The organism is Candidatus Melainabacteria bacterium, assembly GCA_003963305.1.
Lineage (GTDB): Bacteria > Cyanobacteriota > Vampirovibrionia > Obscuribacterales > Obscuribacteraceae > PALSA-1081.
Map to the genome: position 1 here is coordinate 335 of RXJR01000027.1, position 19,638 is coordinate 19,972.

Genomic DNA, 19,638 nt, shown 5'->3' on the forward strand with positions numbered 1-19,638 from the left:
GGTGGCGGCGGAGGCGGCGGCGGCGGCACTGGTGGCGCCGTAACGGTAGCAGCGGTCTGCACCGTGAAGCTCTGCCCGAGTTCAGGGAACACATAGGTTCTGTTGTAAACCATGGTGTCGTTCTGAAGTTTCGCGCCAAACAAATTGATCATGACCGGAATTTGAATCGGCTGAGTCACCGTGATTTCGTTGTACGGTGCTTGCGATAACTGCCCCAGTCGAGTGACGTCGAATTGCTGGGCAATCTGAGTCGGACTGACGACACAAGTTGGCGTGCCGACGAAGACCGACGGATTGTTGTGCGATGACAGAGCAGCGTTAGCGGCAGCCTGCGCAGCAGCGGTTGTCGCTACAGGGTCGTAGACCTGAGCACCACTAACTGTTTTCGTAATGTACGGAGCTGAAGCTGCGGCACGAGCAGCATCTCTCGCTGCCTGGTCAGCATTGACATATGCCAGAAGCGGAATGGCTACGTCGAAGGCTACGACCCCGAAGGCTGCGACAAAGATGGATGTTGCTGCCACCTCGACTGTCACGGAACCTGATTGGATTCTCTTCATTTTACGTCAACCCCTTTTTAGCCGCCGGCTCTGAGTAGGACAAGGCTTCTAGCGATAGCCTGGAATGCTGCGTTCAACTGACTTGCAGATGTGGTCGGGAAGTATGTACCGCCGGAGCCACCTGCAGACGAGATACCTGAAAGTAAAGTGTTTTCTGCGGTCACCAGGGTTGGATCTGCATTCTGAGCCAGACCGATTGTGTAGATCGGAATGTTCGGTGCGTTGCAGGTCGCAGCCAGTGCGAACAATCCTGCATTGGTGTTCCCGGCTGGAATAGTGGCCGGTGTACCAGGAGGTGGTGTCGGAATACCGTCCGTAAACAATACGATTGCTTTGCGGGCTGTAGTTCGACCATTGGCGGTTACGTCTTGAATAGCGTTGTTCAAAGCGTCCCATATATTGGTTTGGCCTGTTGGCACAGCTTGTGTCGTAGTGGTGGTCGGGTCATAAGAACTCGTAGGCGGAGCTAGAGCTGCGAAAGCATTGTTGTAAGAACCAGGCGTTCCATCAGACAACGACACCCATGGCAGTGGGAACGTACCACCAGATGGTTGTCCACCTGGCGTGTAAGGACTTGGGTACCAGGTACCGAAAGCACCTGAAATCAGATAGTTCGGTCCGGCGATAGTGTTCAAAGTTGGGCTCGAAGCGTAATCGGCAAAAGTGGAGAGACCGAAACGAGCATCAGTAGACAAGTTCATTGTACTGACGAAGTTCTGACCGGCACTGAGAGCCAGGTAGCTGGGGTTAGTGTTCTGAGCTGCATAAGCCCAGTACTGTTGCGCGGTCTGTCCGAGTGCCGCTACGAGCTGTGTCTTGTACGGGTTATTGTTCAAGTAGGTGGCACCGCCATTACTTGCATTGAGAACAGTGATGTTCGCAAGGTTCCCACGCGACTGTTCACATTCGACCACTGCTGTGGCTTTCCATGTGGCAGCGTTGAAGGTATACGCACCACCTGTAGTAGTGCTGGGGATCACGACCATATCGGTGAAACTAGCGCCACCTGGGTTGTACCAGCTCGGGTTGGGAGTTGACCCAGATATGTAAGGGTTCTGGGTTCCGTAGGCGGTGCCGGTGTAGGTGATGGGCTGTGGTGTGGGCACTCCGCTGACCAGAACGACGCCGCCAGGCAACTGACCGGCTTCCGAACCAGCGCCACAACGTACTTGCTCGTTAAAGAACAAGCTCGTGCTGCACTTCGCAAGATTCTGTGGAGGCAGGGCATTCACCTGAGTACCGTTGATCTGAATACCAGGAGTCTGGTTGTAGATGGTGTTAGGCGTATTACTGTTCTGGTTGGCAGTGAAGCCGTAGTTAACTCCACCAGCTCCGCCTCCGAGAGTCACATCCCAGTAACGGTTGACGTAAGCAACACCAGTCTGGTCGTCCATTGAACCGGAGAGGTCGAAGCAGAGGAACACGTCTAATTGCGGAAGACCACCGGTCGATGAGGCTGTAGCTGTCTCAGTCGGCATGAGATTCATGAGCAACCCAGGTGCTGAGAAGATAGGCTTTGTCGTGTACGAGATCGTCACCGACATTTTGACAGCACCAGAAGTCGTCAAATCTTGGTGCCAACTTCCGTCCTGGTTGAGAAATGAAATCGAGATGTTAGCCTTGCCCACGGGCGGAGTGGGTGGTGCCACATAAGGAGCGAGAGTGTTATTACAAATGGTCTGCACGTTATTGCTCATCGCACTGCCGAGGATCGAGTTCAGCTGCAGACAGAACACTGCCTCCTGCGCACATCCGTTGTACAGACCTTGCAATCCAGGTCCGGAGGATGCACTCGATGGAATCGTTGCAATCGCCCCTGTTCCAGAGAGTGCACATGCACCAGCAACGTTCTCAACTTGAGTTATGAGCAGAAAGTATCTACCAATTTCAAATCCGAGAAGGCTTAACGGCAACACAATGAAAAATGCGATACAAGTGATCAACACGATCATTGAGGCACCCTTGCGAGAACGTATGTTCTTTAGTCTCATTTCTTTGCTCCAGAGGGACAGAGTGATCGTTTGTGGTTACGAGCCACCAGAGGCTGCTGCTGCAGCGGTCTGGTTTTCGAAGTAAACAGCCTGGGTTGCCTGCAGAGTGATCGGTCCGGTTAGACCAGGTACCTGCAAACCGAATAAGTCATGCATCTGTACAAGCGGTGAAACACTTCCAGTGTCGGTTACCTGAAGGAAGTAAGCAGGATAGGTCTTGGGCGCTCCTGACGAGGTGTACGTGACTGTACGCTGCACAAAACTGACAACCGGAGTGGCACATGAGACACCAGCCGGCTTGTGCGTCGTGCAATAGTTCGATGCAGCGGTAGTAGCAGTCGCGAGGTCAGGCATCTCTGAGCCGAGTTGCGCGCCGTTTTTGACGATGCACTCAAACATGTAGACCTTATAGAAGATCGACGCCATGATGATGATCGGAAAGGCTACTCCCAACAATAACAAGATAATTGCAGCAGGAAACTCTGCCAATTGACTGCCGTGGGAACTTCTAACTCTGTTTTTTCGCATGGTAAAAGGTTAGCTGAGGAGACTACTATTATTCTCTTGCCCAAAGCCGAGTTCGCAATAACGGAACGAATAAATAATTAAGATTCGTCCGATTCTCTGAAACGCAACAAGATTGAGGCATTAGCCCGAAGGCATTGCGATTTTACCCTTCTCTGATGTCAGGTTGGAAGTTGTTTTGAGCTTTTCAATGGCTGCCAAGTATCGCGCGGATGATGAAGGATCCACTTTCTGACCGTCCTGACAGGCTTCTACGGCCTTCGCGACGTTGCCACTAGCCGCATAGGCTTCAACGAGTTTCAGCCTACAGTAAGTGTCTCTGGGGTTTTCGGTTACGAGTTTCAGGAAAACATCAACTGCTTCGTTCCCTCTCTTAGCTTCGAGTAAAAGCAGCCCAAGATTTCGCCGATCGGTCGGATCAGCAGCTCCGGAGGCATCTAGCGATTGGAATTCACTGATTGCATCCGTCGAGTTCCCTTTCATCACAAGCGCATAGGCAAGATACTTTCGAGCCTGTGTGCTGTTCGGATTGACTTGAACTGCTGACGCAAAATAGTTACAAGCAGCTCTCGCGTCGTGAGCTTTCATCTTCGCATAACCCTGATTCATCAGAGTTTGATAGTCACCCTGAATAATCTTGATTCCATCTGAAGCGCTGGCTACAGTTACAGAAGAGTGTCGCTCGACTTTGTTCAGCGCCGCAAGTTTTCTCTTCGCTTCCGCGTAGTCTGGATTTACAGCTAGAGCGGCCTGATAATCTTGTATAGCTGAAGCAGAGTCGCCCTTTTGCTCGAAAATGACACCACGCCAGAAGTGTGCATCAGCATTCTTGGGATCCAGACTCAATGCCTTTTCAAACTCTTGCGCTGCTGTGACAGTGTTGCCTACAAACTGGTTATAGAAGCCGTGCGAAGCAACATACTGTGCATTGGTTGGATTTATATCAATGGCAGCCTGAACCGCCGCCAGTGCTGCAGGGTAATTCTTCATAACGCCATAACAGTAAGCTTGATCCATATAAGCGTCAGGATCTCGCTTGGGGTCTATAGCAAAGCCTTGTTTGAAGTTCGCAATCGCTTCCTTCATCTTGTTCAAGCGCATGTACGCACGCCCCCTGGCGATGGCCAGTTCAAAGCCGTCATATTTCTTGGGCACGGCCAGCAACTCTTTCAAAGCGGCATCAAGCTTATTCTGCCTGGTATAAATGTCTGCTATCGCTATGTAAGCAGCGACATAGCCCGGATCATAGTGCAGGGCTGTGTTGTAGTCGGCAAGAGCTTTATCGAACTTATTTAAGTATCCGTATAGCCAGGCTCGAGTCGCATAAATGGGCGCACTCTTCGGATCTACTTTAAGAGCAGCGTCATATGCAGCTAACGCACCAGCAGTGTCGTTCATATCACGGAGGGCTGCGCCTTTTCCGACATAAGCGTCAGCAGTCGCATCGTTCTTGGGAAAGCTTATAGCTGTATTGAAATCCTTGAGCGCAGCTTTAGGATTGCCCTTCTTAACAAGAGCCCAGCCTCTTCTTGCATAAATCCATGGGGCGCGCTGACCAAGTCTGAGTGCAGTGGTGCAATCATCGTATGCGCCTTTTGCATCGTTAAGATCAAGTTCGGCCTTGGCTCTCAAGCCGTACAAGAATCCATCGGCCTTTGCTGTTGGGTCGTTTTCGATCAATGCATCTGTATCTTTCTTCAAAACCGCATGCTTATTCAGCTTCCAGGCAGCAAGCGCATGCGCACGCAATAACTGTCCATCGAGAGGAGTTGCATTCAAAGCCTGATCGTACTCTTCGAAAGCCTGAGCCAATTTCCCTTGAGCGCCTAGAATTTTGCCCTTCAGATAGTGGGCCTGAGTATTTGAAGGGTCGAAGAAGAAGACTGGACTGATTGTGGACTCTGCACCCTTAAAATCGCGTTTGTTGAACTGACTTTCTGCAGAAGCGACCAGTGAATTAGCAACTGGAATTCGTACAACGAAGAACAAAGCTACCAATCCAACTACGCCGCCAAGTGCAATGCCGACCTTGGGTGATAGAGTCACCTTCTTTGTTGGTCGAATTGATGGTGGAGGCAACTGCTGCGGACCAGTGGGACGAATGTTCTTCGCCCGGGCAGCGTCTTCGGCGCTGTCTGCCTTCTCTTCTAAATTTATGGGCTCTGCCTTCTTCGAGGCAAATTTCATACGCTGTGCACGCGCCGCTTCAGCCTCGATCTCTGCATCAGGCGGGCGGAATTTCTTCAACCGCTCGACATTGGCCTGGGCACTTAGCGTAAGGGCGTCAGTAGCAGGATCAAATGGAGCAGCAGTATCAGAAGTGGCAGAGGAATCTCCTGGTGCGAAGCTTTCAGCAGATGGCACATTGGTGTGTGTGGCGGCTGCCTTGGAGTCCTTTTTGAATTTTGCAAGTAAATTACCTGGCTTAGAGCTGACTTTTGGCGCTTCTGCCTCTTCCGTAGAAGAGGAGCCAACTCCAATCGAGTCAAGCTCGGACTTGGAGTAGTTTGTCGTTCCGATCGAGTCTAGCTCGGACTTGGAGTAGTTTGCCGTTCCAATCGAGTCTAGCTCGGACTTGGAGTAATTTGACGTTCCAATCGAATCTAGCTCGGACTTGGAGTAGTTTGCTGTTCCAATCGAGTCTAGCTCGGACTTGGAGTAATTTGACGTTCCAATCGAATCTAGCTCGGACTTGGAGTAGTTTGCTGTTCCAATTGAGTCTAGCTCGGACTTGGAGTAATTTGACGTTCCAATCGAATCTAGCTCGGACTTGGAGTAATTTGACGTTCCAATCGAATCTAGCTCGGACTTGGAGTAGTTTGTCGTTCCAATCGAGTCTAGCTCGGACTTGGAGTAATTTGACGTTCCAATTGAGTCAAGCTCTGATTTCGAGTATGCAGGCTCAGTTTGGTCTTCTGCCAAAGTTTCAACTTCAGAATGTTCCTGCACATGCTCAATCAGCTCTTCAGATTCGCCGTCTGAGTGATCTGAACTCTCTGGTGCGAGTTCTTCTTGCTCTTGAACGGATTCCGGCGCGACCTCCTCTTGTGTGGCCTCATCGTAAACAACCGCGGATTCTTCAGCGTAGGTTTCGTCTGACTCTGAGGTTAGAGAATCTGTCGCTGCTTCACCACCATTATTCGCATGGCTGGAAAGCAGCTCGGTGATGTCCATTTCCAGATTCTGGTTCAGCCTGGAAAGCTCTTTCTGAGGCACCTCGTAATACTCGAAGGTACCGGTTGTGAGCCCTAGAATCTTATCTACAGCCCCACTATCGGTCAGTCGCCCCGCCTGGGGATCCTTTGTCACCGCACCAACAATGCGGCTTGCGGATTCTATACCTATAAGTCCTATAAAATCGTCGCAGGCAATTCTCAAGACGCCGCAGTTGATGTCCACGTCTTTGACACGACTCAAGGCGTCGTACAGACCAGTCGTCTCTTCAATTTCGCCAGCTAATAAGGGAGGCAAGGCAGTTCTTTTGTTTGATTGGGGCCGTTGGGCTTCTATCTATTTACCCTGAATGTTCACCAGAATAGCGTTTCCCCGAGAGCCCGCAGGATTCGCAATCTACTGAACACATACAGTATAGATTATCCGTGTAAATCGATGCACTTCGAAAGGTTACTTTCTCGACCGACTGCCCTTTGCAAGAGGTCTCAGGTCAAAGACTTCGAAGGGAGAGACACGCCAACCAATCTCCATACCCAGGACCCAGGGGTGTTTGGCTGTATACGTGTTAAACAGCATCGGCGCCCGCTTCGTGAGCGCATGATAGAAGGCATACTCCTGTGGATACTTTTCTTTCTGTTCCTCGAGCATGTAATAATCCCGGTTCCACTTCTGCACGATCATATATTCGAAACCTGCGTTTGCCAGGTCTTCCGGAGTGCGATAGTTGTGGGGTCTGGGCGGCACGAAGTCTGGTCGCCAGATATCGGGTGTAACCTTATAAAGCTCGAAATCAGGCCACTCCCAGGAGCTTTCGAGCGCGATTTTCGTTCCAGGTGGAATATTCTTCTTTAAAAAGGGGTAAACCAGAGCTCGCTCGCTCAGATGCGACTTCTGCCACTGGTCAAAAACCAGCCGCCGCATCGGGAAGAAGAAAGCTGACAATCCAATAATTGTCACCAATATCAAGCTGCCCGTGCGAGCCGCAGTAGTTGACATTCGTTTGGCAAAAATGCAGTTCAGGAAGTCGTAAATACAAGTCAAGCCATATCCGGCTAACAGAGAGATGACAGGCAGCATCGGCAAAACCCAGCGAGCCCAGTGCCTGGGATTCAGACAGGTGCCGACCATAAAAACCGTCAACAGAATTAGATATATGTATGTCTTAAAACAGCGCCGCCGAAAAGGAACAACAAATAAAGCAATCACGGCCGCTGCCGTCAAATATTTGCCGATTGCCTCAGGAATGCCCTCGACCATGTAATAGTGAAAATTGCCGAACGGTCCAAGCCCTGTCAGTTCAGCAAAATTAGACTGAGTCTCGAACTTCAAGTCATCAAGCAATTGGTGGAAATCGAAAAATACAAACGGAGAGGTCATGAAGAAAGTGACGAAACTCACCAGAGCGGTGACTATGCCGGCTCTGAAGAGCGCCGGTCGCTGGGAGCTGTAAGATTTACGAAGCAGCGATACACCATATATAGTGGCAAGAGGAAGCGTTAAAGCCAGACAAAAAAATCTCGTCGAAACAGCAAGCCCAATCGTAATTCCAATAGCGATTGCCAGGAAGCGATTGGTGGGGCGCTCGATAATTTGATCGAGAAGAAACATCGAAATCAAAATCAGCAGATTGGCCAGCATGTCGGGGCGCAAGATCTGACCGTAGTAAACGACAAGCGGCGAGAGCGCATAAAACGTCACAGCCAGCATCGCCGGCACTCGACCCACCCACCGCCGCCCAACGACGTACAACAACGGCAAAGAGAGAATCACAAAAGCAACAGAGCTCAGGCGAGGCCACTTGAGCAGCACATCCATGTTTCGAAATACCATCTGAAATGGAGTGTAGTGTGGATCTACAATGGCTTGCCCTGTGAATAATTGAACAATTTTGTAGTAAGCCCAGAGTGAATAAATGGTCGTAGATGCAGGATTAACGAACCATCCCGGGTCGAGCGTGTTATGGGTAATCATAAAGAGACTGACCGGTCCGTAACAGAGTTCATCGTTCTCAACACAAATCGGACTATCGCCATTCAGCCCGACCAATAGAAAAGCCAGACAAGACAAAACGATAGCCAACATAAAGCGCGTATCGGATTTCTGCCATTCAAGCTCGGACAGGAATGTGTGAAACATTTCTTCCAGGCGCAAGGCAAAATAGCTCACTTGAAAGTGCAGCTCACCTAATGCTTTATTCAGCGATGACATTACTCGCTACTTGTCTCGATTCAAACAATGACTGAGTATTAAGGCGGAGTTCCAAATTCAGGTATCCGCGGAAATCCAAGCTCATAGACGCTTATGGAATACAAATTCCATCCTAAATCGTATGTTAAACGGTGTCAACGCACAGACAGACTCCAATATGAGTGAATTCTAGAGCGCCGAAGCGGGAAAAGCTCTAGAATCATGAATTGGCTTAGGCCCGCAATTCTGGATTGATTTATGGTCTTCAAAAACATTCAACTGATTATCAGCACATTCTCGCTTCTCACTGCACTCAGTCTGAGCACCGTCTACGCGCAGCAAACTGCTTCGGCGAACCTTTCAGGCGAAGTCAACGACGCGGCAGCGGCAAACGAAACCAGCCGAAAACCAAACGAGAAATCATCTGATCATGGCTTCAGCACAGCAGATTTTCTGCCACCAGAGCAGCGGAAGAATCTACCTGTAGAGGCAGATTCGAAGGTGCCAGTAAAAATCTCCGTCAACGTGCCACACAACATCGACGCCCACAACGAATTCACCTTCTATCCCTATCCGATGAAGCCACCACCCGTGAGGCAACCGGTCAAAGGGTTGCCCGAAACGGCCAGAAGTGGCTTGCAGAACATGTTGCTCACTTCAGGCTATTCGCAGAGAACCCAGCCGGCATCGAGATATCCTTTCGGCGGATGGCGCTGGCAATATGCCTATAACGCCGCTTTACGAAGAAGCGGTCTGGGAGTGCCCCACATGATGTCCGAGATGTACGCATGGGTAGACGAAATGATGCCCTACATCAAACCAGAGGTGATTCGCTCGAACCAGGCCGAAAAGGATAGACAGCAGCGCTACCAGCGCGCCAAAGATGAATACGAGGAGACTCGTGTCGATATAGAATCGGACTCTGTGCGAAAAGGTTTGTTTCCAGTGCCCGTACGCATTCAAACTTTTTCGGGACGAGTAACGCGTTTTGGCTCGGCTCGCGTACTGCCAGGCTCCTGGTGGCTGGTCGGAACACACAAGGCAGCCGGTATCACCTATTACTGGAACCAGCCTGTCGAGATCGATGAAAACCAACCCAAGTCAATCGAACTGAACGAAGCCAACGCACTGCTTATTGAGGGCGGTTGGTAAGTAATTCGTGAACCATCACCTGGACTGTCGGTTTTGATTGCAACTTCGATCGCAGCGCTTTCATAGCCACTTCGCGTACAGCAGACTTCAATGCATTCACGTCGAAGGCTGAACGAGGCTCACTGCCGACGGGCTCGGGACTGCGCATACGATCGACAGCTTCTACGATGGCTTGAGTCAACTCCTCCTCAGCCATGACCCACTCGAATGATTGCAAGAATCCCGCAGCACCGACCTCTAGAGTCGGACCGCGCAGCAACCTGCCATCACCGTCAACAACGAGCCCGATAGTGACAATGCCTTCTAAACTGAGCGCTCGTCTCTCGCTCACAGAGAACTGACTGACGCTCTCTCCCTGCTCGCGATTGAACATAACCGATTCAGCTTCCACAGTACCAGCTATGGTGGCAACTCCGTTATAAATCTCCAGAATATCGCCATTGTGCAAAGCGAAAACGCTCTCGGCAGGTATGCCCCACTCAGTCGCCATCTGAGCATGGTGCATGATGTGACGACCTTCGCCCAGCGCTGGAATGAAGTATTTGGGATTTGTGATGGAGAGCATGAATTTGAGCTCTTCTCGGCTTGCATGTTTGGAAACATGCACACCTTGCTTACTCCCCCAGACAAATTTGATTCCTACAGATAAGAAGTGATCTTGGATCATCGCCATTTGACGCGATCTACCAGACGCGACCGCAGCACTGTATACAACGGTATCGCCTTCTTTGAGCGCCAGATCTCTGCAAGCAGAATCGGCAAGCGCAAGCATAATGCCCATAGCATCGCCGTCTTGCCCGGTGGCGATAATCAAACTCTCGTTATCAGGCAGCTTTCCCATCTGCTCCAGACTTGATTCAATACTGCGCTCATAATTCAAATTACCTGTTATGGCAGCTGAAATAGCCGTTCTGGTCAGCGTTTCCCCGAGCAAGGCTACTTTCCTGCCGGTCTCTCTGGCAAGGTCGAACAATATTTGCAGCCTGTGAGTGTTAGTGCCAGGCATCACAACAACAACACGTCCCGAAGCCTGCTCGATGGTTCGTCTGAGGGCAGGCATGACAGCCTTCTCCGAAGGAGTATAGCCCTCAGTCTCGATGCCGGCGGAGTCTCCAATCAAGAGCAAAACACCGCTATCGCCAGCCTGCGCCAATTTGCGGATGTCCATATACTTATTATCGACCGGCGTTTGATCCAGCTTAAAGCTTGATGTGTACAGGACAGTGCCTTCATGAGTGCCGATTTTTAGAGCCGTGGCGTCAGCGATTGCATCGTTCACCTGCACCCATTCCACGTCAAATGGACCGACAGTGTAAGAAGAGCCAATTTCTACAGTATCTACAATCGGGCAGGGAAAGCCCGTCTCCTTATTTACAACGATGGCGCACTGCGCCAGAAAGGTCGAAACGAAGCGTGGTCCCATAATCTTCGGGATCTTCAAGTGATGCAGAAGATAGGCCACAGACCCGCAATGCTCATCGTGAGCATTTGTCAGAACAAGACCGGCGATTCTATCCTCGTTGGCTTTGAGGAAGCTGGTGTTGGGAAAGAGCAAATCGACGCCTGGCATATCCTCGGTCGGATAGGCAGACCCGGCGTCGACAAGTAGTATCTCGCCGCCAAAGATGAAGGCCCAGAGAGCCTGACCGACTTCAGACTGCCCGCCAAGAGGAATGACCGAGAGACTGTTATGTTTTAGAACCGCGTCGCCCGTAACAATATTTGCCAATTGGTGAACCTGGAAGCGAAAGAGAACCATACAATTCTATAGGTGTAGGAGCAAGAATCCGCCAATATCCAAAACAGCGTAAAATTTCCTCATCTGGAAACCATACAGCCGCTCGCACATCGAGAAAATAATGGACACAACAATAGAATCAATTAAGCACCTGCTCTACCCTGCCACGTCGCGTCCGCAGATGGCGGCACTGCCATGCATGATTCAAGCGGCAGCTAATGACAGGGTCGTCACTTTCGAGCAGTTCGAGAAACTAATCGACAGCGCCCATAAGGGACTGACAGACGTTGGCGTTAAAAAAGGCGACAAGGTCATGCTGACGGCGCCTAACTCACCTGAACTGGCTGCAGCGATTGCAGCCACCTGGCGACTGGGAGCAGTTGCCATTCCAGTTGACTACCGCATGACACTCGCTGAAGTGATTAATGTAGTGAGAAGAATATCGGCAAAAGCGCTGGTTGCATCGAGCCAGGTGATACCAGATTTCGAAAAGACACTTGCGCCTGTCACCGAAAGTGGTGCGAAAATTTTGGACTTAGCCACCGTCAATGAAAATTCTGCACAATTACCGAATGTGCTCGATCAGCTGACGCCTGACGAAGACGCACTCGTCATCCTAACTTCAGGCACTACAGGCAATCCCAAAGGTGCGGTGCACGACCTGCGAACGCTTGTCGAAAATTTGGAAGACTGGGGCAAGCTGGTTGATATGAGACCTGAAAAGAAAGGATTGCTGCCGCTTCCGCTCAGTCATGTCTTTGGGCTGGAAGTAACTTTCGTGTGCGTGATCTCGGGGGCATGCGTCATCTTCACAGATCCGGCATCGCCCAAATCATTCTTCGTTTGCCTGCCCAAATTTCAGCCGCACATACTCGTAGGCGTTCCAACCCTGTACACAAATATGTTGCCGATGGATCCCAAAAGCGTTGGTCTGAACAATGCCGAGATCCTTCTTTCAGGGGGAGCTCCTCTGCCAACGTCGCTGGCCAGAGAGTTTGAAGCAAAATTTGGAAAGACACTGAACAACGGCTATGGCTCAACAGAATCAAAAATCATTTCACTGAATCTGGGTGGACCTTTTGAAAGTGTTGGTCGCAGCATTGCCAGGGCAAAAATCGAAATCGTCAACGATAACGACGAAGTCTTGCCGGAAGGCGAAACGGGCGAAATCCGCATCTCCGGTCCGATGCTGATGAAAGGTTATCTCAACGACAAAGAAGCTACAGACAAAGTAATCAGAGGTAACAGCTACTACACAGGCGACATGGGACGGCTGGAAGACGGTTATCTCTTCATATCGGGACGTACAAAAGAGATGATCATTGTGGCGGGCAATAAAGTTTTCCCGTCTGAAGTTGAAGACGTGCTTCGCAAAGATCCGCTCGTAAAAGAAGTAGCTGTTGTCGGATTGCCACATAGCAAACTTGGACAGATTGTGAAAGCAATCGTTGTCATCTCAGACCTCGAACTCAGTAAAAAACTGGAAGGTTCAGACGAGGAAAAGAAAGACGCACGACAAGAATTGATCGGTAAAATGAAGGAATACTGCAAGGACAGCCTGAAGCGCGAATTGCGCCCGATGGATTGGGATTTTCTGCCGGCTAAGACGACGCTGCCGAAGACCGCAATCGGCAAGGTCGACAAGAAACAACTGGTGACAGCCTGAAGTCTTTAGCGCTACTTAGTCAGAAATCTGTAGATGTCGCGTACTTCATTGCCCATCACTTGCTTACCGATTCTCGCTGTATCTAATGCCATCCCCCCCAATTTGAGAAGCTGAGTGTCAGCCTCATCCAGCAACCTTATGGCGCCGTTGCCAACTTTAGTTACGGCACCATCAACAGTATCAGCCGCCTTAAGGAAATTTGACGCCGCGCCTCCCTGCAAAGCATCAGCCGCCATGCCGGCAATTTCCCGCGAAGAATTACTCAACGAGCCGGTCTGATCGAATTTCAAAGGCAGCAATAGCTTCGTATGACTGTCGGCGGCAAGCGGATTGGTCATATTGATGTCTAAACGCCAGTGACCGTTACCATCAACGGCAGGATTCAAGTCGCCTGCATTCAGTTTGATTCGCACGGAGTCAACGATTGAATCGGCCCTGACAGTGAGCGCGCGCGCGGGATTGTCCTTCGGTCCATATTTGGGGCTGAGCGACACGCCAGTGATACCAACAGCAAGTTCGGAGCCAAGTCCAAGACGACTGGGCAAAGAAGGTAGTGCGGTCACTAACTTAACGCCATCAATGTTTCTTACGTCGATACCACCGGCAGCCGTATCGATCTGGCAGCGGATGACAGGTGACACTCTCAAACGAGGACCGCCGAAATCATGCTCAGACACGCCATTATCGCGCACTATCGTCAGTTCGTTGCCCTTCTTCTCGATGCTCGTCAGACCCTTGAGCACGTCGACAAGCTTGTTGCGAATACCTTCGTCAGGCAAACCGGACAGCAACATGCCGGCATCTCTGCTTTGCAGAGCCGTCTTAGAATCAGAAAGGGTTTTCACCAGGCCTTTGAGAAAATCAGCGTTCAGACCGGGCACAGCAGCAGATAAATCGAGAGGCACTGTCACTGTCTTGCTCAATTCTCGCGCCCAGCGAGCCGGATTATCAACGGTGACTTTCAACATGGGCTTTTCACCGGACGTATCAAGCGAGATCTCATGAATAGCGAGAGGGTCTGCGCCCTGACGTTCAAGGGTCATTCCGGAGATATTTTTGATAGAAACTCGTTCTGTGTTTTTCGGATCAAACTGCACTTCGAACTTAAATTGTTTATCGGCATTGCCAACACGCAAGTCAGTAATCTTGCCCACCATCACAATATCGCGATCAATTTTCAGCTTCGCAACGTCTTTCAAATCCATAGTGAACTTATCACCGTCGAGACTGATTCGTTTGGCGGCGCCGACAATACCTTTCACCTCACCACCGAGATCCACACCAGGAGTGGCTTCGAGCAGTTTAGTAAAATCAGTCTCCATCGAAAGTTTCTTATCTGCAAACGCGATTTTGAAATCAGGTAGACGACTGATTACAGTCGAGGTCTTAGTAATTGGATCTGCTTCGCGAAAGCGTTCCACATCAGACTTGAACTTGACCTCTACAACCGCGTCGGCGCGAACCTCTCCAGGCTTTGCTGGTCGAGCATCAAGACCACCACCACCGGCGTTCGCATCGGCCGGCTTGACCGGCGGCAATGCATTCAGTTGCTTTAAAAGCGCTTCCGTTGTTTGATCGACCGGCTGACGCTGGAATCTTCCAAAATCAGGTTTAAAAAAGTCCAGTGACTTAATATCCGGGCTGGACTTATCACGACTGTGACAGGTGACGCAGACCCCAGGGCTTCTGTAGGCGAGCACTCGGGCTTCATCAACAAATTTATTCGAACCGTCGCGTGCAGGAGTAAGCGGGGCTTTATCGCCCCGGTCGTTCGGGTTATCTGGCATGATGTTCGCGCCTTAGAATCAGGGTGAGTAAGTTGCAGTCTTTGCTTTGCGCTTCCGACTCTGGAGAGCTAGCATACGTGATGCCGGGTGTTAAGCTCTCACATTCAAATCATGCGCCGGAATTGTGTCAGCAATGTTGCTCCTGAATCGGCTGCTGAGATCAGCTTCAACGCTTATGTTCACGACTGCCTTTGTATTTTTCAAAGTCTAGAGCAAACTGTTGTGAGTCTTTAATTTTGCATTTGTCGACGGCGAGGCTAGCGCTAGCTGATTCCGCTTCTTTTAGTTGAAAGTCAATTGCAGTCTCAGGCATTCGATGCAGTTGATTCTCGAATCGCTCCAATTCATAAAAAACTTCAGGCTCGGTCAGCTTTGGTTGCTTAGCCAGAGCCGCAAGAATCTGCCGAAAAGTTGCAAGCGCGAGATCGGGCTTCTTCTCGAGTACATAAATGTCGTTCAGCCCACTGATAGCGACTGCTAACGGTGGCGCCTCAGGAATGAGGAATTGCTTGTAGGTGCCAATCAAGCGCAGCCTTAATCCCAGCATCTGAGGGTGATTTTCAATCACAGCAATGGCTTTTTTGGTCCAGAGTTCAGCTTCAGGAAATCTGTTCTGAAACATATAGCAATTGGATAACGCCGAATAAACGTACACTAAAAGGGCCTGATGCTCATCGTTTTTTTCATCCAGCTCATTGAGAACACTGAGCAGTTCTTTCTCAGCCTCGTCATATTTGTGTCCGCGTATGAGACTGCCTGCCAGAAGAAAACGAGCAATTGCAATGCGGTCTGCGCCTGCACCTTCCAGCGAAAGCCTAAACCATTTTTGAGCCTCGGCCGGTTCGCCGTGGGCGTTTGCTTCCATTCCTTTATGAAAACCGGCCAGGAATTTCAAGTCATTGAAGAAAAAGGCCAATACGCCTGTGACTGCCACCACGACGGCAACAAATGTCCACTTACCAATCTTAAGACTGAGCGGCCAGCCCTCGTCGATGGTATCACTCAATTTATCATCGAAGGCAGCATCTTTTTGATCTGCACCACGATTGGTGGCGACCTGTCCGGCCACACCAAACAAAAATGAACCAATCAGAAAATTCAAGAAACTAATAAGCGACGCGACAAGAACAATCCACAAAGGAAATTTGCTTTGTGACTCTTCAATGAAACCATAACCAAACCAGGTGACGATTACCGCCACATCTGCGATTACGGTGCCCACAATCATCATGGACGCGGCTATTTTGAGTAACCAAACTATCGCGTTCACGAATTTACCGCGCTTGCGCCAGGGGCGAACCTGCAAAAGTGAGACTGGCTAAAATTCGAAATATTCTGGACTTCTAGATTACAGCGGTCTCGCGATACGCTCCCCAGACTTCTCTCATGGCGTCGCAAATTTCGCCCATAGTGGCATAGGCTTTGACGCAATCAAGAATGAGAGGGAATGTATTGTCGCCAGAGCGCATAGCCTTTTTCAACGCTTCGATAGTATTCGCTACTTCTTCGTTGTTGCGGCGAGCCCGGAGACTCTTCAATCTTTCAGTCTGGCGCTTTTCGTATTCAGGACCAATCTTCAAGATATCGATATTGGCGCCTTTTGCCTGCTCAGTGAAAGCATTCAAACCAACGAATACTCTCTCGCCCGAATCCAACTTTTGCTGGAAGCGATAGGCAGAGTCGGCTATCTCTTTCATGAAATAACCAGATTCGATACCAGCGATGACGCCTCCGATTTCTTCGATTTGCTTGAAGTATTCGTTTGCGCCCTTCTCCATTTCGTCAGTCAGCCATTCAACATAATATGAACCCGCAAGCGGATCTACAACATTGGCGACGCCTGTTTCATGAGCGATGATCTGTTGTGTTCGCAAAGCGATATGAGCAGCTTTCTCAGTCGGGAGGCCCAGCACTTCGTCCATAGAATTGGTGTGCAGTGATTGCGTTCCGCCCAGTACACCGGCCAGAGCTTCGATGGCGGTACGAATGATGTTGTTCTCAGGCTGAGGCGCAGTCAGACTGCAACCAGCTGTTTGAGTGTGGAAACGCAACTTGAGCGATCTCTCGTCTTTAGCACCATAATGGTCTCGCATGCGCTTCGCCCAGATGCGACGAGCGGCGCGGTATTTGGCGATTTCTTCAAAGAAATCGATGTGAGCATTGAAGAAGAATGAAAGACGCGGCACGAAGTCATCCAGCTGCAAACCGGCTTCCAGACCAGCGTCAACGTAGGCAAAACCATCTGCCAGAGTGAAGGCGAGTTCCTGAATAGCTGTGGCACCGGCTTCGCGAATGTGATAACCACTCACTGAAATTGTGTTCCAGCGCGGCACTTCCCTGGTGCAGAAAACCATCATGTCCTGAATAAGTTTCAGACCCTGCCGTGGTGGAACGAGATAAGTCTTCTGAGCTATGTACTCCTTAAAAATATCGTTCTGGAGCGTGCCGTTCAGTTTCTTCAAGTCGATGCCGCGCTTCTGGGCATTGGCCAGAAACATGCAGAAGATAACGACGGCCGGACCATTGATAGTCATGGAAGTTGAAATTTCGTCCAGTGGGATGTCTCGGTAGAGGATCTCCACGTCTTCAAGGCTGTCGATGGCTACACCACACACACCGACTTCGCCGAGAGACTTCGGATGGTCTGAGTCGTAACCCATCAATGTCGGCAAATCAAAAGCCGTGGACAGACCGGTCTGTCCCTGGCTCAGCAAGTATTTGAAACGCGCATTGGTCTCTTCTGGTCCGCCATAGCCGGCGAACTGTCTCATCGTCCAGAGCTTGCCAAGATACATGTTGTGGTGAATGCCACGTGTGTAGGGAAATTGACCCGGATCAGCCAGATCACGCTTGTAATCCCAATTCTTCAGGTCTTCGGCAGTGTAGACAGGCTTGAGCGGCAGTCCGGATAAGGTCTCGATTGTCCGTTTCGTGACTTTCTCGCTCTTCGGCTTGGATAATTCTTTAACCATTACTGCTCCCTGAGACGTTCGACGGGTGATCACCACAGCCAGTCTACAACACAGATCTATAACTGTAATGTTTTTATAAGGCGTCAGAACCTGGAATTGTCGCCACTAAGCTGCATAATCGAGTAATGCTACAGCGTTCACTCAGCCAAAGGAGTAGTTCATGACATCAGCCACCTCGGCAGCCACGGGTGCAGATTTGCTGCGAAAAATCCTGGCCAGCGACAAACCGATAACAGTGCAGGCTCCGCATGGCTCAGAACTGAACACAAAAGGCTGGATACAGGAAGCGGCACTACGCATGTTGCTCAACAATTTGGACCCTGCCGTGGCAGAGCGACCAGAAGAGTTGGTCGTCTATGGTGGTTCAGGAAAAGCGGCACGCAACTGGAGTTGCCTGAAAGCAATCGTCAAATCGTTGATGAACCTGGAGACCGATGAAACCCTGATTGTGCAATCAGGCAAACCAGTGGGGATTTTTAAGAGTCATGCAGACGCTCCCCGTGTGCTTATCGCCAATTCCAACCTGGTAGGCAACTGGGCGAACTGGGAGCACTTCAGAGAACTGGACAAAAAAGGTCTGATGATGTTCGGTCAGATGACCGCCGGTTCCTGGATTTACATCGGCACGCAGGGAATCTTGCAGGGAACTTTCGAAACGTTCGCCGCTCTGGCTCGCAAGCATTATGGTGATTCGCTGAAAGGCAAAATCGTTCTGACAAGCGGACTCGGTGGCATGGGTGGAGCTCAACCGCTGTCGATCACGATGAATGAAGGTGTAGCCCTCTGTGTAGAAGTAGACCCTGTCCGCATCCAGCGTCGCATCGAAACCCGCTACTGCGACGTCAAAGCAGATTCTCTAGAACACGCCGTTCAGCTTGCCAATCAAGCCAAAGATAAAGGCGAAGCACTGTCTATCGCTATTCTCGGCAATGCCTCAGAAGTGTTGCCCGCTCTTCTGAAATCAGGTTTCAAACCAGATGTGGTGACAGACCAGACATCTGCTCACGACCCTCTGAACGGCTACATACCTGCCGGAATGAGCCTGGAACAAGCAGCCGAATTGAGATCCGGCGATCCTGCAAAATATCTTGAGCTGGCAAACAAATCAATAGTCACTCATGTAGAGACGATGTTGGGCTTCCAGAAGCAAGGCTCAATCGTCTTCGATTACGGCAACAACATCAGACAAGTGGCGCGCGACAACGGTGTCAAGGATGCCTTCAACTTTCCCGGATTTGTGCCCGCATACATACGTCCACTCTTCTGTGAAGGCAAAGGTCCTTTCAGATGGGCAGCGCTGTCAGGAGACCCTGCCGATATCGCTGTACTGGACGAGGCCATACTGAAAAATTTCAGCCACGATAAACACTTGTGCCGCTGGATTGAGATGGCTTCCAAGAAAGTAGCTTTCCAGGGACTGCCGGCGCGCATTTGTTGGCTGGGCTACGGCGATCGCGCCAAGATGGGTTTGATTATGAATAAGCTCGTGGCTGAGAAGAAGCTGAAAGCGCCAATCGTAATTGGACGGGACCATCTCGATTCTGGCTCTGTGGCTTCTCCAAATCGCGAAACCGAAGCCATGAAAGATGGCTCTGACGCCGTTGCAGATTGGGTTTACTTGAATGCGCTGATCAATGCTGTCGGTGGCGCCAGCTGGGTTTCCCTGCATCATGGAGGCGGCGTAGGCATGGGTTATTCGTTGCACTCCGGTCAAGTGATTGTCGCTGACGGCACCGAATCTGCCACCATACGACTGCAGCGGGTGCTGACAACCGACCCCGGAATGGGTGTGATCAGACACGTCGATGCAGGCTATGATGAAGCGATAGACTTTGCCAAAAAGTCTGGAATTAGAATTCCGATGTGGGAAGTCTGAATGGCGCGAT

The 19,638-nt window shown here is 50.5% G+C and carries 11 protein-coding genes and 1 pseudogene (1 of these 12 running past the window's edge); 3 read left to right on the top strand and 9 right to left on the bottom strand.

The features are described from left to right. The 5 genes and pseudogenes from EKK48_24680 to EKK48_24700 form a co-directional block, all read right to left on the bottom strand. A pseudogene (locus EKK48_24680) lies at nt 1-560 on the bottom strand (hypothetical protein) (it extends 100 nt beyond the left edge of the window). A gap of 17 nt (nt 561-577) precedes the next feature. Continuing rightward, nucleotides 578-2,551 carry a VWA domain-containing protein gene (locus EKK48_24685; GenBank protein RTL36930.1) on the bottom strand — a complete coding sequence of 658 codons (1,974 nt, stop codon included), beginning with the start codon at nt 2,549-2,551 and terminating at the stop codon, nt 578-580. Between the two features lie 36 nt (nt 2,552-2,587). Further along, on the bottom strand, nt 2,588-3,079 hold the full coding sequence (locus tag EKK48_24690) for a hypothetical protein (GenBank protein RTL36931.1): 492 nt from the start codon (nt 3,077-3,079) through the stop codon (nt 2,588-2,590). Nucleotides 3,080-3,199: 120 nt separating this feature from the next. Next, nucleotides 3,200-6,547 carry a tetratricopeptide repeat protein gene (locus EKK48_24695; protein RTL36932.1) on the bottom strand — a complete coding sequence of 1,116 codons (3,348 nt, stop codon included), beginning with the start codon at nt 6,545-6,547 and terminating at the stop codon, nt 3,200-3,202. A gap of 153 nt (nt 6,548-6,700) precedes the next feature. Then, nucleotides 6,701-8,458, bottom strand: coding sequence for a hypothetical protein (locus EKK48_24700; GenBank protein RTL36933.1), 1,758 nt, complete (start codon nt 8,456-8,458; stop codon nt 6,701-6,703). A 237-nt stretch (nt 8,459-8,695) separates the two neighbouring features. Between EKK48_24700 and EKK48_24705 the strand changes: the two genes are divergently transcribed. Continuing rightward, nucleotides 8,696-9,589, top strand: coding sequence for a hypothetical protein (locus EKK48_24705; protein ID RTL36934.1), 894 nt, complete (start codon nt 8,696-8,698; stop codon nt 9,587-9,589). On the opposite strand, the gene EKK48_24710 is transcribed toward EKK48_24705, so the two are convergent. Continuing rightward, on the bottom strand, nt 9,570-11,348 hold the full coding sequence (locus EKK48_24710; protein RTL36935.1) for a ribonuclease J: 1,779 nt from the start codon (nt 11,346-11,348) through the stop codon (nt 9,570-9,572). The genes EKK48_24705 and EKK48_24710 overlap by 20 nt on opposite strands. 100 nt (nt 11,349-11,448) lie before the next feature. Between EKK48_24710 and EKK48_24715 the strand changes: the two genes are divergently transcribed. Further along, a complete protein-coding gene (locus tag EKK48_24715) occupies nt 11,449-12,993 on the top strand; it encodes a hypothetical protein (protein ID RTL36936.1) in 1,545 nt (514 codons plus the stop codon). An 11-nt stretch (nt 12,994-13,004) separates the two neighbouring features. Here EKK48_24715 and EKK48_24720 read toward each other — a convergent pair whose 3' ends face one another. From EKK48_24720 to EKK48_24730, 3 genes are all read right to left on the bottom strand, one after another. Then, entirely contained in the window at nt 13,005-14,780 is a 1,776-nt protein-coding gene (locus EKK48_24720) for a hypothetical protein (protein ID RTL36937.1), read from the bottom strand. 166 nt (nt 14,781-14,946) lie between these two features. Beyond that, nucleotides 14,947-16,050 carry a hypothetical protein gene (locus EKK48_24725; protein RTL36938.1) on the bottom strand — a complete coding sequence of 368 codons (1,104 nt, stop codon included), beginning with the start codon at nt 16,048-16,050 and terminating at the stop codon, nt 14,947-14,949. A 73-nt stretch (nt 16,051-16,123) separates the two neighbouring features. Beyond that, nucleotides 16,124-17,752 (bottom strand): methylmalonyl-CoA mutase, encoded by a 1,629-nt coding sequence (locus EKK48_24730; protein ID RTL36939.1) that lies wholly within the window; start codon nt 17,750-17,752, stop codon nt 16,124-16,126. Nucleotides 17,753-17,912: 160 nt separating this feature from the next. Here EKK48_24730 and hutU point away from each other — a divergent pair, with 160 nt between their 5' ends. Continuing rightward, nucleotides 17,913-19,628 (top strand): urocanate hydratase, encoded by a 1,716-nt coding sequence (gene hutU, locus EKK48_24735; GenBank protein ID RTL36940.1) that lies wholly within the window; start codon nt 17,913-17,915, stop codon nt 19,626-19,628. Nucleotides 19,629-19,638 lie beyond the last annotated feature (10 nt).